Annotated in this window: 2 protein-coding genes; both read right to left on the bottom strand. The window is 72.9% G+C overall.

The window, feature by feature from the left end; genetic code table 11:
* Window positions 1-224: 224 nt before the first annotated feature.
* On the bottom strand, window positions 225-11,882 hold the full coding sequence (locus ACIPSC_RS28055) for an SDR family NAD(P)-dependent oxidoreductase (RefSeq protein ID WP_400829069.1): 11,658 nt from the start codon (window positions 11,880-11,882) through the stop codon (window positions 225-227).
* A 14-nt stretch (window positions 11,883-11,896) separates the two neighbouring features.
* The coding region (locus ACIPSC_RS28050) for an SDR family NAD(P)-dependent oxidoreductase (RefSeq protein ID WP_400829067.1) at window positions 11,897-19,780 on the bottom strand (7,884 nt) is incomplete at its 5' end.

The raw sequence follows: 19,780 nt of genomic DNA, 5'->3' as shown, positions 1-19,780 counted from the left end.
GCCACCGCCACTCGGCGGAAGGCCCACGTCACTTGGCAGTGAAGGTCCCGGGTACCGGCCGCCGCCGCCCGACGGCGGCGGCGACCGGTACCCGGGCGTGCCCCGCACGGGCACGCTCCGCTTCACTCCGGCGTTCTCCGTGCCGCCGTCCGACGTCGAGCCGGCGGACACGATCGGTCACCCCCGGGCCGCGTCCGGAGGGGCGTTGGCAAGGCGGCCGCCGGTCATGCGGAGTCCGCCCGGGCCATCCGGATCAGGGCCGCGGCATCCATGTCGTCGATCGAGGCGGCCGTTCCGCCCTCCTCGGCCGCACCGCCCGTCCCGTCCACGTCGGTCCGTGCGAGGTCCCGCAGGGTGTCGATCAGACCCGCCTTGCGGAGACGGCCGATCGGGATCGACGCCAGCACCGCACGGATCTCCTCCTCCTCGGACCGCGGCTCGACGGACGTGCCGTCCAGAGCAGCCTCCGCAAGGAGGAACCGGGCGATCGCCACCGGGGTCGGGTGGTCGAAGACCAGCGTCGCGGGCAGCCGCAGGCCGGTGTCCTGCGTCAGCCGGTTGCGCAGCTCGACCGCGCTCAGCGAGTCGAACCCGAGCTCCTTGAACGCCCGGTTCGCGGTGATCGCCGCGGCGGACGCGTGCCCGAGGACGGCGGCCACCTGCGACTGCACCAGGTCCAGCACCACCCGCTCCCGGTCGGCCTCCGCCACGCCGGCGAGGCGCTGTGCCAGCGAGCCGCTCGTCCCCGCCCGGCGGGCGGGCGCCGGAACCAGGCCGCGGAGCAGGGCCGGCAGCAGACCCGCCCTCGCCTGGGCCCGGAGGGCGGTCGTGTCGAGCTTCACGGGCGCGAGCAGGGCCGTGTCCGAGGCGAGTGCCTGGTCGAACAGGCCGAGCCCGAGCTCGGCCGGCATGGCGCCGATGCCCAACCGCGCCAGGCGGGTCCGGTCGGCCTCGGCCAGCTCGCCGCTCATGCCGCCGGCTTCGGCCCAGAGGCCCCAGGCCAGGGACGTGGCGGCCAGGCCGTCGGCGCGCCGCTTGGCCGCGAGGGCGTCGAGGGCCGCGTTGGCCGCACCGTAGTTGGCCTGACCGGGGCTGCCGATGAGTGCCGCGGCGGAGGAGAAGAGGACGAACGCCGCCAGCTCCATGTCCGCGGTGAGCTCGTGCAGGTGCCACGCCGCATCGAGCTTGGGCCGCATGACCCGCTCGACCTGCTCGGCGGTCATCGACTCGATCACGCCGTCGTCCAGCACACCCGCCGCATGCACGACGACGGTGAGCTTCTCCACCGATGCGACGAGAGCGGCCAGTTGGTCGCGATCGGCCACATCGCAGGCCTCGACCCGCGCCGCCGCACCGGCCGCCGCCAGCTCCGCCACCAGCTCGGCCACACCCTCCGCCGCCGCACCACGCCGGCTCACCAGCAGCAGGTCCTTGACCCCGTGCCGCTCCACCAGGTGCTTCGCGAACAGCGCACCGAGCCCGGACGTACCGCCGGTGACCAGCACCGTCCCGTCGAGGACGGGCAGCGCACCGGGCGCCGACGACACCCGCGCCAGGCGCGGCGCGAGCAGCCGCCCCGCGCGCACGGCGAGCTGCGGCTCGTCGGAGGCGAGTACCGCGTCCCAGTCCGGGGCGGCGCCGTCGGCGAGGTCCACGACCGCGAAGCGGTCGGGGTGTTCGACCTGGGCACCGTGCACCAGGCCCCACACCGAGGCCTGCACGACGTCCGGCGTTCCGCCGTCGGCGGCAACGCCGTTGCGGGTGGCCACGACCAGCCGTGCCCGCCCGAGCGGCTCGATCGCCAGCCAGCGCTTCACCAACGCCACCGTCTCGGCCACGGCCGTCCGTGCCGCGCCGGCCGTGTCACCGTCGGCGGCCGCGCCGCCGCCGGAGTTCCCGAGGGAGGCGACGACCGCCTCCGGTGCCTCGGTGCCGTCGGAGAGCGCCTTCTCCAGCGCGTCCAGGTCCGCGAAGTCCTCACCGAGGACGGCCACCCGCACCGGTGCCGGACGCGACGCGGCCGTGACGTCGACCCAATCGAGCTGGAAGAGGGAGTTGCGCTTGACCCGCTGACCGGACTCCAGCTGTGCCTGCTCCACGGGCCGCATGTCGAGCCGCGCCATGCTCAGCACGTGCTCGCCGAGCTCGCTCGCGATGTCGACCTTCATCGCACCGTCGCCGGTCGGGCTGATCCGCGCCCGGACCCGGGACTGTCCCGTCCGGCCGAGCCGAACGCCCGACCAGGAGAACGGCAGCACCGCGGACACGCCCTCGCCCTGCTGCAGCAGGCCACCGTGCATGGCGGCGTCGAAGAGCGCCGGGTGGATGCCGAAGCCCTCACCACCGGTGTCACCGGGCAGCGCGACCTCCGCGTACACGTCGCCCCCGGAGCGCCACACCGCACGCACGCCCTGGAAGGCGGGCCCGTAGTCGTAGCCCAGGTCGGCCATGCCCGTGTAGAGGGCGTCCACCGACGCCTCCTCCGCCCCCACGGGCGGCCATGCGGCGGCCCAGGGGGCGGCGGACCCGGTATCGGGAGCGAGCAGGCCGCGGGCGTGACAGGTCGTCTCCCTCGGCTCGTCGTCGTCACCGTTCTCGGGGCGGGTGTACACCGCCACCTCACGGCGACCGTCCTCGTCGGCCCGGCCGACCGTCACCTGGACCTGCCGGGTGATGCCCTCCTCCAGGAGCAGCGGTGCCTCCAGGACGAGTTCGTCGACGACGGGCGTGTCGGCCTGGCGGCCGGCGGCGAGGGCGAGCTCGACCAGCGCGGTCCCGGGCACGATCACCGTGCCGAGGACGACGTGGTCACGGGTCCAGGGCTGGGTGTCGGTGGAGAGACGGCCGGTCAGGACCCACTCGTCACGGTCGCCGACCTGGACGGCCGCCGCCAGAACGGGATGCCCGATCCGGGACTGCCCGGCCGCCGCCACGTCCCCGGCACCACTGCCCGGCGCGAGCCAGTACCGCTCCCGCTGGAACGCATACGTCGGGAGCTTGACCCGGGCCGCACCCGTGTTGCCGTAGTACGTGGACCAGTCCACCTCCACGCCCGCGGCGTGGGCCTGTCCCAGGAATCCGACGAAGGTCCGCGCCTCGGGGTGCTTGGCCCGCAGCGCGGGGACCAGCACCGCATCCGTACCGGTGGCGGGATCGCCGAGCTCGTCCAGGGTCTGGCGGGCCATCGCGGTCAGCACACCGTCCGGGCCCAGCTCCAGGAACCGGCGCACGCCCGCCTCGTGGAGCGTCCGCACGCCGTCGGCGAACCGCACCGCCCGACGCACGTGCCGCACCCAGTAGGCGGGATCGGCCAGCTCGTCCGAGACCAGACCGCCCGTCACGTTCGACACCACCGCGATCCGCGGGGCTTCGTAGGACAGACCGCGGGCGACCTGCTCGAACTCCGCCAGCATCGGCTCCATGCGGGGCGAGTGGAAGGCGTGGCTGACGCGCAGGCGGGAGGTCTTGCGGCCTTCCCAGGCCGGGAGCCATTCCTCGGCGGCGTCGGCGTCGCCGGACACGACCACCGCGCGCGGGCCGTTGACGGCGGCGATCTCCAGCCGGCCCTCGAACCCGGCGAGTGAGGCAGCCACCTCGTCCTCGTCGGCCTGCACGGCGACCATCGCACCGCCTGCCGGCAGCGCACCCATCAACCGACCGCGCGCCACCACCAGCGCACACGCATCCGCCAGCGACAACACACCCGCCACGTGAGCGGCCACGATCTCACCGACCGAATGCCCCATCACGTAGTCCACCCGGACCCCGAGAGACTCCACCAGCCGGAACAGCGCCACCTCGACGGCGAACAGCGCCGCCTGCGTGAACTCCGTAGCATCCAGCAGAGCAGCCTCCGCCGAACCCTCCTCCGCGCTCAACAGCGCCCACAACGAACGCCCCAGCAGCGGATCCAGCTCCGCACACACCAGCTCCAGAGCAGCGTCGAACCCAGGGAACGCCCCCGCCAACTCCACACCCATCCGAGCCCGCTGCGAACCCTGGCCGGTGAACAGCACCGCGGTGCGACCCGCCACCACATGACCCTCGACCACCCGAGCCGCCGGCTCACCGACCGACAACGCGGCCAGACCGGCAAGGAGTTCATCGCGATCGGCCGCGACGACCACACCACGGGAGTCGAGCCGGGCCCGGGAGACCACCGAGGAGAAGCCGACGTCCGTCAGGGAGACATCCGGCTCCGCCAGGAGATGCGCCCGCAGCCGGTCCGCCTGCTCCCGCAGCGCCGCCTCGGACTTGGCCGACACGACCACCGGCACGAGAGGCACCTCGGTCGACTCCGGCGCCTCGGCCGGCTCGGTCGCCGGGGCCTCCTCCAGAATGACGTGGGCGTTCGTGCCGCTCACGCCGAACGACGACACACCCGCACGCCGCAGGCGCCCCTCCGACGCGGGCCAGTCCCGTGCCTCGGTCAGCAGCTCCACCGCACCCGAGGCCCAGTCCACGTGCGGCGACGGCTCGTCCACGTGCAGCGTCCGCGGCAGAACCCCGTTCCGCATCGCCATGACCATCTTGATCACACCGGCCACGCCGGCCGCCGTGGAGCTGTGGCCGATGTTGGACTTGATCGAGCCCAGCCACAACGGGTCGGCCGACCGGTCCCGGCCGTAGGTCGCCAGCAGCGCCTGGGCCTCGATCGGGTCACCCAGCTTCGTGCCGGTGCCGTGGCCCTCGACCGCATCGACCTCCGCCGCGGTCAGGCCCGCGTTGGCGAGCGCCTGCCGGATCACCCGCTCCTGCGAGGGACCGTTCGGAGCCGTCAGACCGTTGCTCGCACCGTCCTGGTTCACCGCACTCCCACGGATCACCGCCAGCACGTTGTGACCCTTGCGGCGGGCGTCCGACAGCCGCTCGACCACCAGCAGACCCAGACCGTCCGAGAACCCGGTGCCGTCCGCCGCACCCGCGTACGCCTTGCAGCGCCCGTCCGGCGCGAGACCGCGCTGGCGGCTGAAGTCGATCAGCAGCTGGGGCCCGGTCATCACGGACACCCCGCCGACCAGGGCCATCGAGCACTCGCCCGAGCGCAGGGACTGCGCCGCCATGTGCAGCGCCACCAGCGACGACGAGCACGCCGTGTCCACCGTGACCGCCGGGCCCTCCAGCCCGAGGCTGTAGGCGACACGCCCGGACACCACGCTCGTGGTCGTACCGGTCAGCCGGTAGCCCTCCATCTCCGGCGCCGTCGAGCTGCCGTAGTCCGAGGTGACCGCGCCGCAGAAGACACCCGTCTCGCTGCCCCGCAGCGACGTCGGGTCGATGCCCGCGTCCTCGAACGCCTCCCACGCGGCCTCCAGCAGCAGCCGCTGCTGCGGGTCCATCGCCATCGCCTCGCGCGGGCTGATCCCGAAGAACTCGGCGTCGAAGTCGGCGATGCCGTCGACGAAGCCACCGCTGCGCGTGTACGAGGTCCCCAGGTGGTCCGGGTCCGGGTCGTAGAGCCCGTCCAGGTCCCAGCCGCGGTCGGTGGGCAGGCCGGATATCGCGTCGCGGCCGGTCGACACCAGCTCCCACAGCCCCTCGGGCGAGATCGCCCCGCCCGGGTAGCGGCAGCTCATGCCGACGATCGCCAACGGCTCGTCGGTGTCCGTCCGGTGTGCCGTCACGGACGCTGCCGGACGGGACACCTCGATGGTCCCCATGGAGGAGAGCAGCATGCGTGCGGCGGCCACCGGGGTCGGGTGGTCGAAGACCAGGGTCGCGGGCAGCCGGAGCCCGGTGGCCTGTGCGAGCCGGTTGCGCAGCTCGACCGCGCTCAGCGAGTCGAACCCGAGCTCCTTGAACGCCCGCTCCGAATCGATCGCCGCGCCCGAGGCGTGCCCGAGAACGGAAGCGACCTGCGTCTGCACCAGCTCCAGCATCACCCGCTCACGGTCCGCCTCCGGCACACCGGCGAGGCGCTGCGCGAGCGAGCCGCCCGTCTCCGCGCGCCGGGTCTGCGTCCGCACCAGGCCGCGCAGCAGCGGGGCCAGCATTCCGGCCCGCGCACGGGACCGGAGCACGGCCGTGTCGAGCTTCACCGGGGCGACCAGCGCCGTGTCGGCGTTGAAGCCCTGGTCGAACAGGTCCAGGCCCAGCTCCACGGAGAGGGCGCTGACGCCCATCCGCTCCAGCCGGGCGACCTCGTCGTCACCGAGCTGCGCGGTCATGCCGCCGGCTTCGGCCCAGAAGCCCCAGGCCAGCGAGGTCGCGGGCAGGCCTTCGGCGCGGCGCTTGGCGGCGAGGGCGTCGAGGGCCGCGTTGGCCGCCGCGTAGTTCGCCTGGCCGGGAGCGCCGATGAGTGCCGCGACCGAGGAGAACAGGACGAACGCCGCCAGGTCCGTACCGGCGGTGAGCTCGTGCAGGTGCCATGCCGCGTCCACCTTCGGACGCATGACCCGCTCGATCTGCTCGGCGGTCATCGACTCGATCACGCCGTCGTCCAGCACACCGGCCGCATGCACGACCGCGGTGAGCTTCTCCACCGATGCGACGAGAGCGGTCAGTTGGTCGCGGTCGGCCACGTCGCAGGCTTCCACCCGCGCGGTCGCGCCGGCCGCCGCCAGCTCGGCCACCAGCTCGGAAACGCCCTCGGCCGCCGCACCGCGCCGGCTCACCAGCAGCAGATCGCGAACGCCGTGCCGCTCCACCAGGTGCTTCGCGAACAGCGCACCGAGACCGGACGTACCACCGGTGATCAGGGCCGTGCCGGAGGGGTCGAGCGTCTGCGGAACGGTGAGGACGACCTTGCCGATGTTGCGGCCCTCACGCAGGAACCGAAGCGCCTCGGCACCCCGACGCACATCCCACGCCCGGACGGGCGCACTCGTGAACGCGTCTCGCTCGAACAGTGCGGTGATCTCGACCAGCATCTCCTGCAGACGGTCGATTCCCGCCCCGTCGAACATGTCGAACGCCTCGTACCGGACGCCGGCGTGGGCCGTGCCGATGACCTCGGGGTCACGGATGTCGGTCTTGCCCATCTCGATGAACCGGCCGCCCCGGGGCAGCAGTTCGAGCGTGGTGTCGACGTACTCACCCGCGAGGGCATTGAGGACCACGTCGACGCCCGCACCACCGGTCGCCTCCAGGAACGCCTCCCGGAAGGCCAGATCCCGCGAGGAGGCGATCCGCCCGTCCGCAACACCCAGAGCCCGCACCGCATCCCACTTGTGCGGACTCGCCGTCGCGAACACCTCCGCACCCAGATGATGGGCCAACTGCACCGCAGCCATCCCCACACCACCCGCGGCGGCGTGCACCAGCACCCGCTCCCCCGCACGCAGACCCGCCAGATCGACCAGCCCGTAGTACGCGGTCAGGTACACCACCGGCACCGCCGCCGCCTGGGCGAACGACCAGCCCGCCGGCATGGGGACGACCATCCGGCGGTCGGCCACCGCCCTCGGACCGAACCCCTGGGGAACGAAGCCGAAGACGCGGTCGCCGGGCTTGAGGTCGGTCACCTCGGCACCGACCTCGACCACGACACCCGCAGCCTCGCTGCCCAGCGGCGCATCGCCCGGATACATCCCCAGCGCGATCAGCACGTCACGGAAGTTCACACCCGCAGCCCGCACATCGACCCGCACCTCACCCGCACCCAACGGCCGACCACCGTCGGACGGCACCAGCGCCAGATCCTCCAGCGAACCCGCACGCCCCACCGCCAGCCGCCACGCACCACCCGCCGGCAACGACGCCGACACCCGCGCGAGTCGCGGCGCGAGCACCCGGCCACCACGCACCGCGAACTGCGGCTCGTCACCAGCAGCGAACGAACCCCACTCCGGAACCCCGTCCGCCTCCGCGTCGACATCGATCAGCACGAACCGGCCCGGATGCTCCGACTGCGCACTACGCACCAGACCCCACACCGGAGCCAGCGCCACATCCGGCACCTCGTCACCCACACCCACGCCACGACGGGTCACCACCGCCAGCCGCGCCTCACCCAGCCCCTCCACGGCCAGCCAACGCTGCACCAGCCCCAGAACCCCAGCCGCAACCGCCCGCGCCGCGCCCGGACCCCCGTCCACAGGAGCCACAACCTCGGCGACGACCAGCTCCGGAACCTCCGCACCCCCGACCACGGCACGCTCCAGCGCGTCCAGGTCGACGAAGTCCTCACCCAGAACGGCCACCCGCACCGAGCCCACCGGCTCGACCGCAACCTCGGCCCAGTCCACCCGGAACAGCGCATCACCCACACCCTGCGCACGCTCAAGCTGCGAAGCGTCCACCGGACGGAAGAAGAGCTTGTCCACGTGCAACACGGGTTCGCCCTGCTCGCCGACCACCTCGACCCGCAGTGCGGACTCACCGGCCGGGGAGATCCGCACGCGGGCCCGGGACGGGCCGCCCTCACCCAGGCGCACCCCGGACCACGAGAACGGCAGAACAACTCCGTCGCCGGACTTCTCCCCCAGCAGACCGCCGTGCATGGCAGCGTCGAGGAGTCCGGGGTGCACGGCGAACCCGCCGTTGTCGGTGCCGTCGGGCAGCGCGAGCTCGGTGAAGACCTCCCTGCCGCGGCGCCACGCGGCGCGTACGCACGCGAACATCGGGCCGTAGTCGTAGCCGAGTTCGGTCATCCCCGCATAGAGGGCGTCCGCCGACACGGTCTCGGCGCTCTCCGGCGGCCACACCTCGTGCCACCGGGCGACATCGCTCTCGGGGGCGAGCCATCCGCGCCCGTGACAGGTCACTTCCCGCAGCTCGTCCTCGGTGAGGCCTTCGGGACGGCTGTAGATCGCCACTTCGCGGCGCCCGTCGTCACCCGCCGCGCCGATCGTGACCTGGACCTGGAGCACCGCATCGTCCTCCAGGACCAACGGCGCCTCCAACACCAGCTCGTCGGCGACGGGGCAGCCCGCCATGCGGCCGGCGGTCAGCGCCATCTCCACCAGGGCGATGCCCGGCACGATCACCGTGCCCAGCACCATGTGGTCACGGGTCCAGGGCTGGGTCTCCTGGGACATCCGCCCCGCGAACACCCACTCGTCCCGATCCCCCACGCGCACCGCGGCACCCAACACCGGGTGGTCCACCCGCACCAGACCGGCCGCGGACACATCACCACCACCAGCACCCGGCATCAGCCAGAACCGCTCACGCTGGAACGCATACGTCGGCAGCTTGACCTGGGCCGCGGCCGTGTCCTTGAAGAACACGGACCAGTCCACCGCCACACCCACCGCAAACGCCTCGGCAAGCGACAACGCGAACCGGCGCAGACCACCCTCACCACGCCGCAGCGACCCGACGACACCCACCCGCTCGGCCGCACCGTGCGCGGCCAGCGTGCCCTCAAGCGCCAGACCCAGCACCGGGTGCGGGGACATCTCGACGAAACAGCCCGTCCCCTGGTCCGTCAGGGCCCGCACCGCCGCCTCGAAACCGACCCGACCCCGCAGATTCCCGTACCAGTAGCCCGCGTCGAGGGACGCCGTGTCGACGAACCCGCCCACCGCCGTCGAGTAGAACGGCACACTCCCGGACACCGGCCGCAGCGAGGCCAGAACGTTACCGAGTTCCTCCTCGATCGCCTCGACCTGCACGGAGTGCGACGCGTAGTCCACCGCCACCCGCCGGGCACGAACACCATCCGCCTCACACTCGGCGACGATCTCGTCCAGCGCCCCGGGCTCACCCGCAACCACCACCGACGCCGGCCCGTTCACCGCCGCCACCGACACCCGACCGCCGAACGCAGCCACCAACTCCTCGGCCCGCTCCACCGCCACCGCCAGCGACACCATGCCACCACGACCCGCCAGACGCTCCCGCACCAGACGGCTCCGCAGCGCCACCACCCGGGCACCGTCCTGAAGGGACAGGCCACCCGCCACACACGCCGCCGCGATCTCGCCCTGCGAATGACCCACCACCGCGGACGGCTCGACACCGAACGAACGCCACAGCCCGGCCAGCGACACCATCACCGCCCACAACACCGGCTGGACGACATCCACCAGCTCCAGCGACGGCGCACCCTCCACCTCACGCAGCACGTCCACCACACGCCAGTCCACGAACGCGGACAGAGCCTCGTCACACTCCGCGATCAAACCCGCGAACACCGGCGAGGAGTCCAGCAGTTCGACCGCCATGCCGGCCCACTGCGCGCCCTGCCCCGGGAACACGAACACCGGCCGCCCCGCCACCACACGACCCTCAACCACCTGACCCACCGGATCACCAGCAGCCAACCCGGCCAGACCCGCGAGGAGTTCATCCCGATCGGAGGCGACGACCACACCACGGGCATCCAGCTGCGCCCGGGAGACCACCGAGGAGAACGCGACGTCCGTCAGGGAGACATCCGGCTCCGCCAGAAGGTGCGCCCGCAGCCGCTCCGCCTGCTCACGCAGCGCCGGCACCGACTTGCCCGACACGACCACCGGCACCACCGGCAGGTCCACGCCCTGGACCGGCAGTTCGGTCGGCTCCGGTGCCTCGACCGGCTCGGTCGGCTCGGCCGCCGGGGCCTCCTCCAGAATGACGTGGGCGTTCGTCCCGCTCACACCGAACGACGACACCGCAGCACGCCGCGGACGCTCCGCCGACGCAGGCCAGTCCCGCGCCTCGGTCAGCAGCTCCACCGCACCCGAGGCCCAGTCCACGTGCGGCGACGGCTCGTCCACGTGCAGCGTCTGCGGCAGCATGCCGTGCTGCATCGCCATGACCATCTTGATCACACCGGCCACGCCGGCCGCCGTGGAGCTGTGGCCGATGTTGGACTTGATCGAGCCCAGCCACAGCGGGTCGCCCGCACGCTCCCGGCCGTAGGTCGCCAGCAGCGCCTGGGCCTCGATCGGGTCACCCAGCTTCGTGCCCGTCCCGTGCCCCTCGACCGCATCGACATCCGCCATGTCCAGGCCCGCGTTCGCCAGCGCCGCCCGGATCACCCGCTCCTGCGAAGGCCCGTTCGGAGCCGTCAGACCGTTGCTCGCACCGTCCTGGTTCACCGCACTCCCGCGCAGCACCGCCAGCACCTTGTGGCCCTTGCGGCGGGCGTCCGACAGCCGCTCCACCACCAGCAGACCCAGACCGTCCGAGAACCCCGTACCGTCCGCCGCACCCGCGTACGCCTTGCAGCGCCCGTCCGGCGACAGCGCCCGCTGGCGGCTGAACTCCACGAACAGGAAGGGCCCGGACAGCACGGTGACCCCGCCGACGAGCGCCATCGAGCACTCGCCCGAACGCAGCGACTGGGCCGCCATGTGCAGCGCCACCAGCGACGACGAGCACGCCGTGTCCACCGACACGGACGGCCCCTCCATGCCCAGGACGTAGGAGACACGACCGGACACCACGCTGGACGTGGAACCGGTCAGGCGAAGCCCCTCGACCTGGGGCAGGCTGCCGGCCGGGCCCACGGCGTAGTCCGATGCGCCGACACCGCAGAACACACCGGTGTCGCTGCCGCGCAGCGTCGTCGGGTCGATGCCCGCGTCCTCGAACGCCTCCCATGCGGCCTCCAGCAGCAGCCGCTGCTGCGGGTCCATCGCCGTGGCCTCGCGCGGACTGATGCCGAAGAAGTCGGCGTCGAACTCACTGACCCCGTCGATGAAGCCACCCACCCGCGAGTAGGAGGTTCCCGGCTGGTCGGGGTCCGGGTCGTAGAGCCGCTCCAGGTCCCAGCCGCGGTCGGAGGGCATCGGCGACATGCCGTCGCGTCCGGAGGCCACCAGGTCCCACAGCTGCTCGGGCGAGGTCACCCCGCCCGGGTAGCGGCAGCTCATTCCCACGATCGCCACCGGCTCGTTGGCCCGGTCCTCGTACTCGCGCAGACGCGCCTTGGCTTCGTTGAGGTCGACGGCCGTCCGCTTGAGGTAGCGGAGGAGCTTCTCGTTTTCGGATTCGGTGCTGCCAGCGCTCATGTTCACAGTCCTTGTCATGCCTCGCCGAACTCGGCGTCGATCAGCTTGAAGACCTCGTCCGCGGTCGCGGCGGCCTCGATCTGTCCGCTCGTGTCCTGTCCGCTGTCGGAGAGGCCGGCCAGCAGAGCGCGGAGGCGGCCCGCCACGCGCTGCTTCTCGGCGTTCTCGGCACCGGCCAACATGTCCTCGAGCTTCTTCAGCTCCACGTCCATCGGCGGTTCTGCGGCGACGCCGCCGATCTCGGAGAGGAGCAGGGTCGCGACCGCCCTCGACGTCGGGTGATCGAAGATCAGCGTCGCGGGCAGCCGGACGCCGACCGCCTGCGTCAGTCGGTTCCGGAGGCCGACGGCTCCGAGGGAGTCGAAGCCGAGTTCCTGGAACGCGCGGTCCGGGTCGATGGCCGCTCCGGACGGGTACCCGATGACAGCCGCGGCGTGCGTCCGCACCAGGTCGAGCACGACCTGCTCCCGGTCGGCCTCCGGCACGTCCGCGAGCCGCTGTGCCAGCGAGGCGCCCGAGGGTTCGGCCGATCGCTCCGGCATCCGGACCAGGCCCCGGAGCAGCGCGGGCAGCATTCCCTCCCGCGCCTGGGCACGCAGCGCGCCCAGGTCGAGCTGCACGGGCGCCAGCAGAGCAGCACCGGCCGTGAGGCTCCGGTCGAACAGGTCCAGGCCCGTCTCTGCTGTCAGGGCGACGGTGCCCATCCGCTCCAGCCGGGCGATCTCGGCCTCGTTCAGCTCTCCGGTCATGCCGCCGGCCTCGGCCCAGAGGCCCCAGGCCAGCGAGGTCGCGGCCAGGCCGTCGGCGCGGCGCTTGGCGGCGAGCGCGTCGAGCGTTGCATTGGCCGCCGCGTAGTTCGCCTGACCGGGACTGCCGATCAGTGCCGCGACCGAGGAGAAGAGGACGAACGCCGACAACTCCATGTCCGCGGTGAGCTCGTGCAGGTGCCACGCTGCATCGAGCTTGGGACGCATGACCCGCTCGATCTGCTCGGCGGTCATCGACTCGATCACACCGTCGTCCAGCACACCGGCCGCATGCACGACGGCGGTGAGCTTCTCCACCGATGCGATGAGCGTGGCCAGTTGGTCGCGGTCGGCCACGTCGCAGGCCTCGACCCGCGCCGTCGCACCGGCCGCCGCCAGCTCCGCCACCAGCTCGGCCACACCCTCCGCCGCCGCACCACGCCGGCTCACCAGCAGCAGGTCCTTGACCCCGTGCCGCTCCGCCAGATGCTTCGCGAACAGCGCACCGAGACCGGACGTACCACCGGTGACCAGCACCGTCCCGTCCAGCACCGTGCCCTCGGCCGCCGTGTCCGCACGGCCCAGCCGCGGTACGACCAGCCGGCCCCCACGCACCGCGAACTGCGGCTCGTCCGAACCGAACACCTTCGCCCAGTCCACTGCACCGGACTCGTCCACATCGACGAGCACGAACCGGCCCGGGTGCTCCGACTGCGCACTGCGCACCAGGCCCCGTACCGCGGCCTGCGCCACGTCCGCCGCCTCGGTGCCGACGGCGACCGCGTTGCGGGTCACCACGGCGAGCCGGGTTTCGGCCGGCACGGCACTCGCCAGCCAGCGCTGCACCAGGCCCAGGGCCTCTGTCGCGGCCTTGCGCGCCGCCTCGTGCACATCGCCCGCAGGCGGCACGACCGTCGCGACGACCAGCTCCGGTGCCCGGGCGCCGTCGACGAGTGCCTTCTCCAGCACGTCCAGGTCCGCGAACCGCTCGCCCGGCGCCTCGGCGTCACCGAGCACGGCGATCCGTACCGACGACGACGGCGTGGCCGGCGCCGCAACCCAGTCGAGTTGGTAGAGCGGACGCTGTCCGCCCCGTCGCGCCGCTTCGAGCTGGGCCTGCTCGACCGGTCGGACGTCGAGGCGCTCCACCCGGGCGATCGGCGTGCCGTCCTCGGCCGCGATGTCGAGCCGCAGCGCGGCCTCGCCGGCCAGGCCGATCCGCACCCGCAGCCGGGTCAGCCCGGTGCGGTCCAGCCGCACGCCCGACCAGGAGAACGGGAGTCCGCCCGGGTTCTCGCCACCGCGGTCGAGCATGCCGAGCCCGCCGTGGAGGGCGGAGTCGAGCAGCGCCGGGTGAACGCCGAAGCCCTGGGGGTCACCCGCGACCTCGGGCAGTTCGAGTTCGGTGAACACCTCGTCGCCGACCCGCCATGCCGCCTGTACGGCCCGGAACGCGGGGCCGTAGTCGAAGCCGATGTCGGTCAGTCGCGCGTGGTCGTTCACACGGGAGTAGAGCGTTTCGACGGGGACGGGTTCGGCGTTGGCGGGCGGCCACTGGAGCGGGAACGCCGCCACCGGCTCGGCGGTCCCGGTCAGCCAGCCACGACCGTGGCAGGTCGTCTCGACCTCGTCGCCGTCACCGACCTCCGGGCGGGAGTACACCCCGACCTCACGACGCCCGTCCTCACCGGCCGCACCGATCGTGACCTGCACCTGGAGCACCGCATCGTCCTCCAGGACCAACGGCGCCTCCAACACCAGCTCACCCAGCACCCCGCAGCCCACCTGACGGCCGGCCGACAACGCCATCTCCACCAGCGCAGCACCAGGCACCAACACCAACCCGAACACCATGTGGTCACGGGTCCACGGCTGGGTCTCCTGGGACATCCGCCCCGCGAACACCCACTCGTCCCGATCCCCCACGCGCACCGCGGCACCCAACACGGGGTGGTCCACCTGCACCAGACCGGCTGCGGTCACGTCGCCGGCACTGCTGCTCGGCGCGAGCCAGAACCGCTCGCGCTGGAACGCATACGTCGGCAGCTTGACCTGGGCCGCTCCCGAACCCGCGAACAGCACGGACCAGTCCACCGCCACACCCACCGCAAACGCCTCGGCGAGCGACAACGCGAACCGGCGCAGACCACCCTCACCGCGCCGCAACGACCCGACCACACCCACCCGCTCGGCCGCACCGTGCGCGGCCAGCGTGCCCTCAAGCGCCAGACCCAGCACCGGGTGCGGGGACATCTCGACGAAACAGCCCGTCCCCTGGTCCGTCAGAGCCCGCACCGCCGCCTCGAAACCGACCCGACCCCGCAGATTCCCGTACCAGTAGCCCGCGTCGAGAGATGCCGTGTCGACGAACCCGCCCACCGCCGTCGAGTAGAACGGGACGCTTCCGGACACCGGCCGCAGCGAAGCCAGAACGTTGCCGAGTTCCTCCTCGATGGCCTCCACCTGCACGGAGTGCGACGCGTAGTCCACCGCCACCCGGCGCGCACGAACACCATCCGCCTCACACTCGGCGACGATCTCGTCCAGCGCCCCGGGCTCACCCGCAACCACCACCGACGCCGGCCCGTTCACCGCCGCCACCGACACCCGACCGTCGAACGCAGCCACCAACTCCTCGGCCCGCTCCACCGCCACCGCCAGCGACACCATGCCACCACGACCCGCCAGACGCTCCCGCACCAGACGACTGCGCAGCGCCACCACCCGGGCACCGTCCTGAAGCGAGAGGCCACCCGCCACACACGCCGCCGCGATCTCGCCCTGGGAATGACCCACCACCGCGGACGGCTCGACACCGAACGAACGCCACAACCCGGCCAGCGACACCATCACCGCCCACAACACCGGCTGGACGACATCCACCAGCTCCAGCGACGGCGCACCCTCCACCTCGCGCAGCACGTCCACCACACGCCAGTCCACGAACGCGGACAACGCCTCGTCACACTCCGCGATCAAACCCGCGAACACCGGCGAAGAGTCCAGCAGCTCCACCGCCATGCCGGCCCACTGCGCGCCCTGCCCCGGGAACACGAACACCGGCCGCCCCGCCACCACACGACCCTCGACCACCTGACCCACCGGATCACCAGCAGCCAACCCGGCCAGACCCGCAAGCAGTTCACCACGATCGGCTGCCACCACCACACCACGGGCATCCAGCTGCGCCCGCGACACCACCGAGGAGAACGCGACGTCCGTCAGGGAGACATCCGGCTCCGCCAGAAGGTGCGCCCGCAGCCGCTCCGCCTGCTCACGCAGCGCCGCCTCCGACTTGGCCGACACGACGACCGGCACCACCGGCAGCTCCGCACCCCGAACGGGTGCCTCCGCCGCGGGAGCCTCTTCCAGGATCACGTGCACGTTCGTGCCGCTCACACCGAACGACGACACCGCGGCACGCCGGGGACGCCCCACCGACGCAGGCCAGTCACGCGGCTCGGTCAGCAGCTCGACCGCGCCCGAGGCCCAGTCCACGTGCGGCGACGGCTCGTCCACATGCAGCGTGCGCGGCAGAACGCCGTGCTGCATCGCCATCACCATCTTGATCACACCGCCCACGCCGGCGGCGGCAGAGGTGTGTCCGATGTTCGACTTCAGCGAGCCCAGCCACAGCGGGTCGCCCGCACGCTCCCGGCCGTAGGTCGCCAGCAGCGCCTGGGCCTCGATCGGGTCACCCAGCTTCGTGCCCGTCCCGTGCCCCTCGACCGCGTCGACATCCGCCGTGTCCAGCCCGGCGTTGGCCAGGGCTGCGCGGATCACCCGCTCCTGCGAGGGACCGTTCGGCGCGGTCAGGCCGTTGCTCGCACCGTCCTGGTTCACCGCACTCCCGCGGATCACGGCGAGCACGTTGTGACCCTTGCGGCGGGCGTCCGACAGGCGCTCCACCACCAGCAGACCCAGACCGTCCGAGAACCCCGTACCGTCCGCCGCACCCGCGTACGCCTTGCAGCGCCCGTCCGGCGACAGCGCCCGCTGGCGGCTGAACTCGGTCAGGAGGTACGGACCGGCCATCAGCGTCACGCCGCCCGCCAGCGCCATCGAGCACTCGCCGGAGCGCAGCGCCTGGACGGCCATGTGCAGCGCCACGGCCGACGACGAGCACGCCGTGTCCACCGTGACCGCCGGCCCCTCCAGGCCGAGCGTGTAGGAGATGCGCCCCGACAGCACGCTCATGGTGGTGCCGGTCAGGCGGTAGCCCTCCAGCTCCGAGCTGGTGACACCGCCGTAGTCCGCGGTCACCGCGCCGCAGAAGACGCCCGTGTCACTCCCGCGCAGCGTCGTCGGGTCGATGCCGGCGCCCTCGAACGCCTCCCACGCGGCCTCCAGCACCAGCCGCTGCTGCGGGTCCATCGCCAGGGCCTCGCGCGGGCTGATGCCGAAGAACTCCGCATCGAAGTCTCCCGGCCGGTCCAGGAAGCCGCCGCCGCGCGTGTAGATCTTTCCGGGCTGGTCCGGGTCCGGGTCGTAGAGCCGCTCCAGGTCCCAACCGCGGTCGGTGGGCAGGCCCGTGATCGCGTCCCGCCCGGAGGCCAACAGGTCCCACAGCTGCTCGGGCGAGGTCACCCCGCCCGGGTAGCGGCAGCTCATGCCGACGATCGCCAGCGGCTCGTCGACGGAGGTGCGCCGCGATCGCGTCACGGCCCGCTGCTGCCCCTCGGCCGCTCCACCGGCCTCGGCCAGGACGAGCCGTGCGACCATGGCCGGGCTCGGGTGGTCGAAGACGAGCGTCGCGGGCAGTCGGAGCCCGGTGGCCTGGGTCAGCCGGTTGCGCAGCTCGACCGCGCTCAGCGAGTCGAACCCGAGGTCCTTGAACGCCCGATCGGGATCGAGCGCCGTACCGGTGGCGTGCCCGAGGACCGCGGCCACCTGCGTCTGCACCAGCTCCAGCACCACCCGCTCCCGGTCGGCCTCGGCCAGCCCGGCCAGCCGCTCCGCCAGGGAGCCGCCGGATCCGGCGGTGCGGTTCGGCATCCGGACCAGGCCCCGCAGCACGGCAGGAAGGAGCCCCGCCCGTGCCTGCGAGCGGAGCGCGGCCGCGTCCAGCTTCACTGGTGCCAGCAGGGTGGTGTCGAGGGCCAGGGCCTGGTCGAACAGCTTCGGGCCGAGGTCGGCGGTGATGGCGCCGACGCCCATCCGCTCCAGCCGGGCGACCTCGTCGTCACCGAGCTGTCCGGTCATGCCGCCGGCTTCGGCCCAGAGGCCCCAGGCCAGGGACATGGCGGCCAGGCCCTCGGCGCGACGCTTGGCAGCGAGCGCGTCGAGGGCCGCGTTGGCCGCCGCGTAGTTCGCCTGGCCGGGAGCGCCGATCAGCGCCGCGACCGAGGAGAACAGGACGAACGCCGCCAGGTCCGTGCCGGCGGTGAGCTCGTGCAGGTGCCACGCCGCGTCCACCTTCGGACGCATGACCCGCTCGATCTGCTCGGCGGTCATCGACTCGATCACGCCGTCGTCCAGCACACCCGCCGCATGCACGACCGCAGTGAGCTTCTCCACCGATGCGACGAGAGCAGCCAGTTGGTCGCGGTCAGCCACGTCGCAGGCCTCGACCCGCGCCATCGCACCGGCCGCCGCCAGCTCGGCCACCAGCTCGGCCACGCCCTCGGCCGCCGCACCGCGCCGGCTCACCAGCAGCAGATCGCGAACGCCGTGCCGCTCCACCAGATGCTTCGCGAACAGCGCACCCAGACCGGACGTACCACCGGTGACCAGCACCGTCCCGTCCAGCACCGGCAGCGCACCGGGCACGGCCGACACCCGCGCCAGCCGCGGAGCGAGCAGTCGGCCACCACGCAGCGCGAGCTGCGGCTCGTCGGAGGCGAGTACCGCGGCCCAGTCCGGGACGTCCTGGTCGTCGAGGTCCACGAGCACGAAGCGGCCCGGGTGCTCGGCCTGTGCGCTGCGCACGAGACCCGACGCCGCAGCCTGCGCCACGTCCGGCGCCTCGGCACCGACGGCGGCCGCACCACGGGTGGCCACGACGAGCCGTGCCTCACCGAGCCACTCGCTCGCGAGCCACCGCTGTGCCAGCGCCATCGCGTCCGCGGCGAGCTCGCGCGACGCCGATGCCGGATCACCCGCCGGGGTCTCCATCGCGGCGACGACGACCGCCGGCGCTTCGGCGCCGTCGGCCAGGGCCTGCTCCAGCGCGCCGAGGTCCGCGAACTCGGCACCGAGGACGGCCACCCGCACCGGCGTCGGCGACGACACGGCGGCGACCTCTGTCCAGTCCAGCTGGTGGAGCGGGCTCTGCTGTCCGCGCTGGGCGTGGTCGATCCGTGCCTGCTCCACCGGGCGGACCACGATGGACCGCACGGCCACGACCGCGTCACCCGACTCGTCGATCGCGTCGAGGCGCACGGAGGAGTCGCCGGTCACGACGGCTCGGACGCGCAGGCGCGAACTGCCCTCGCGCTCCAGCCGGACCCCGGTCCAGCTGAAGGGCATCCGGTGCCCGCCACCGTCGCGCCCGGTCAGCATGATGACGGCGCTCTGCAGAGCGGCGTCGAAGAGGGCGGGGTGGATGCCGAAGCCTTCGCCACCGCCGTCACCCGGCAGTTCCACCTCGGCGTACGTCCGGTCGCCGTCACGCCAGGCCGCCCGCACACCCTGGAAGACCGGCCCGTAGTCGTAACCGAGGTCGGCCAGACCCGCGTACAGCCCGTCCACGGGAAGCGGCTCGGCCTCCGCCGGCGGCCACTCGGCCGGCCACGCCGCCGAAGGCTCGGCGTCCGGGCCGAGCAGACCGCGGGCGTGGCAGACCGTCTCCCGCTCGTCGTCGTCACCGTTCTCCGGGCGGGTGTAGATCGCCACTTCACGGCGCCCGTCCGCAGCGGCCGGACCGACCGTCACCTGGATCTGCAGCGCCGCGTCGTCGGACAGCGCCAACGGCGCCTCCAGCACCAGCTCGTCCACCACCTGGGTGCCGACGCGGCGGCCGGCGGCGAGGGCGAGCTCGACCAGCGCGGTCCCCGGCACGACGACCGTGCCGAAGAGCAGGTGCTCGGCGGTCCAGGGCTGGGTGTCGGTGGAGAGACGGCCGGTCAGGACCCACTCGTCGCGGTCGCCGACCTGGACGGCCGCCGCCAGAACGGGATGCCCGATCCGGGACTGCCCGGCCGCCGCCACGTC

The sequence above is a fragment of the Kitasatospora sp. NPDC090091 genome, from assembly GCF_044747365.1.
Taxonomy (GTDB): domain Bacteria; phylum Actinomycetota; class Actinomycetes; order Streptomycetales; family Streptomycetaceae; genus Kitasatospora.
This window is presented reverse-complemented; position numbering and strand designations above follow the sequence as displayed.

Bases quoted from the DNA above. Each gene is read 5' to 3' on its own strand.
- ACIPSC_RS28055 (WP_400829069.1), bottom strand. From the start codon at position 11,882: ATGAGCGCTGGCAGCACCGAATCCGAAAACGAGAAGCTCCTCCGCTAC.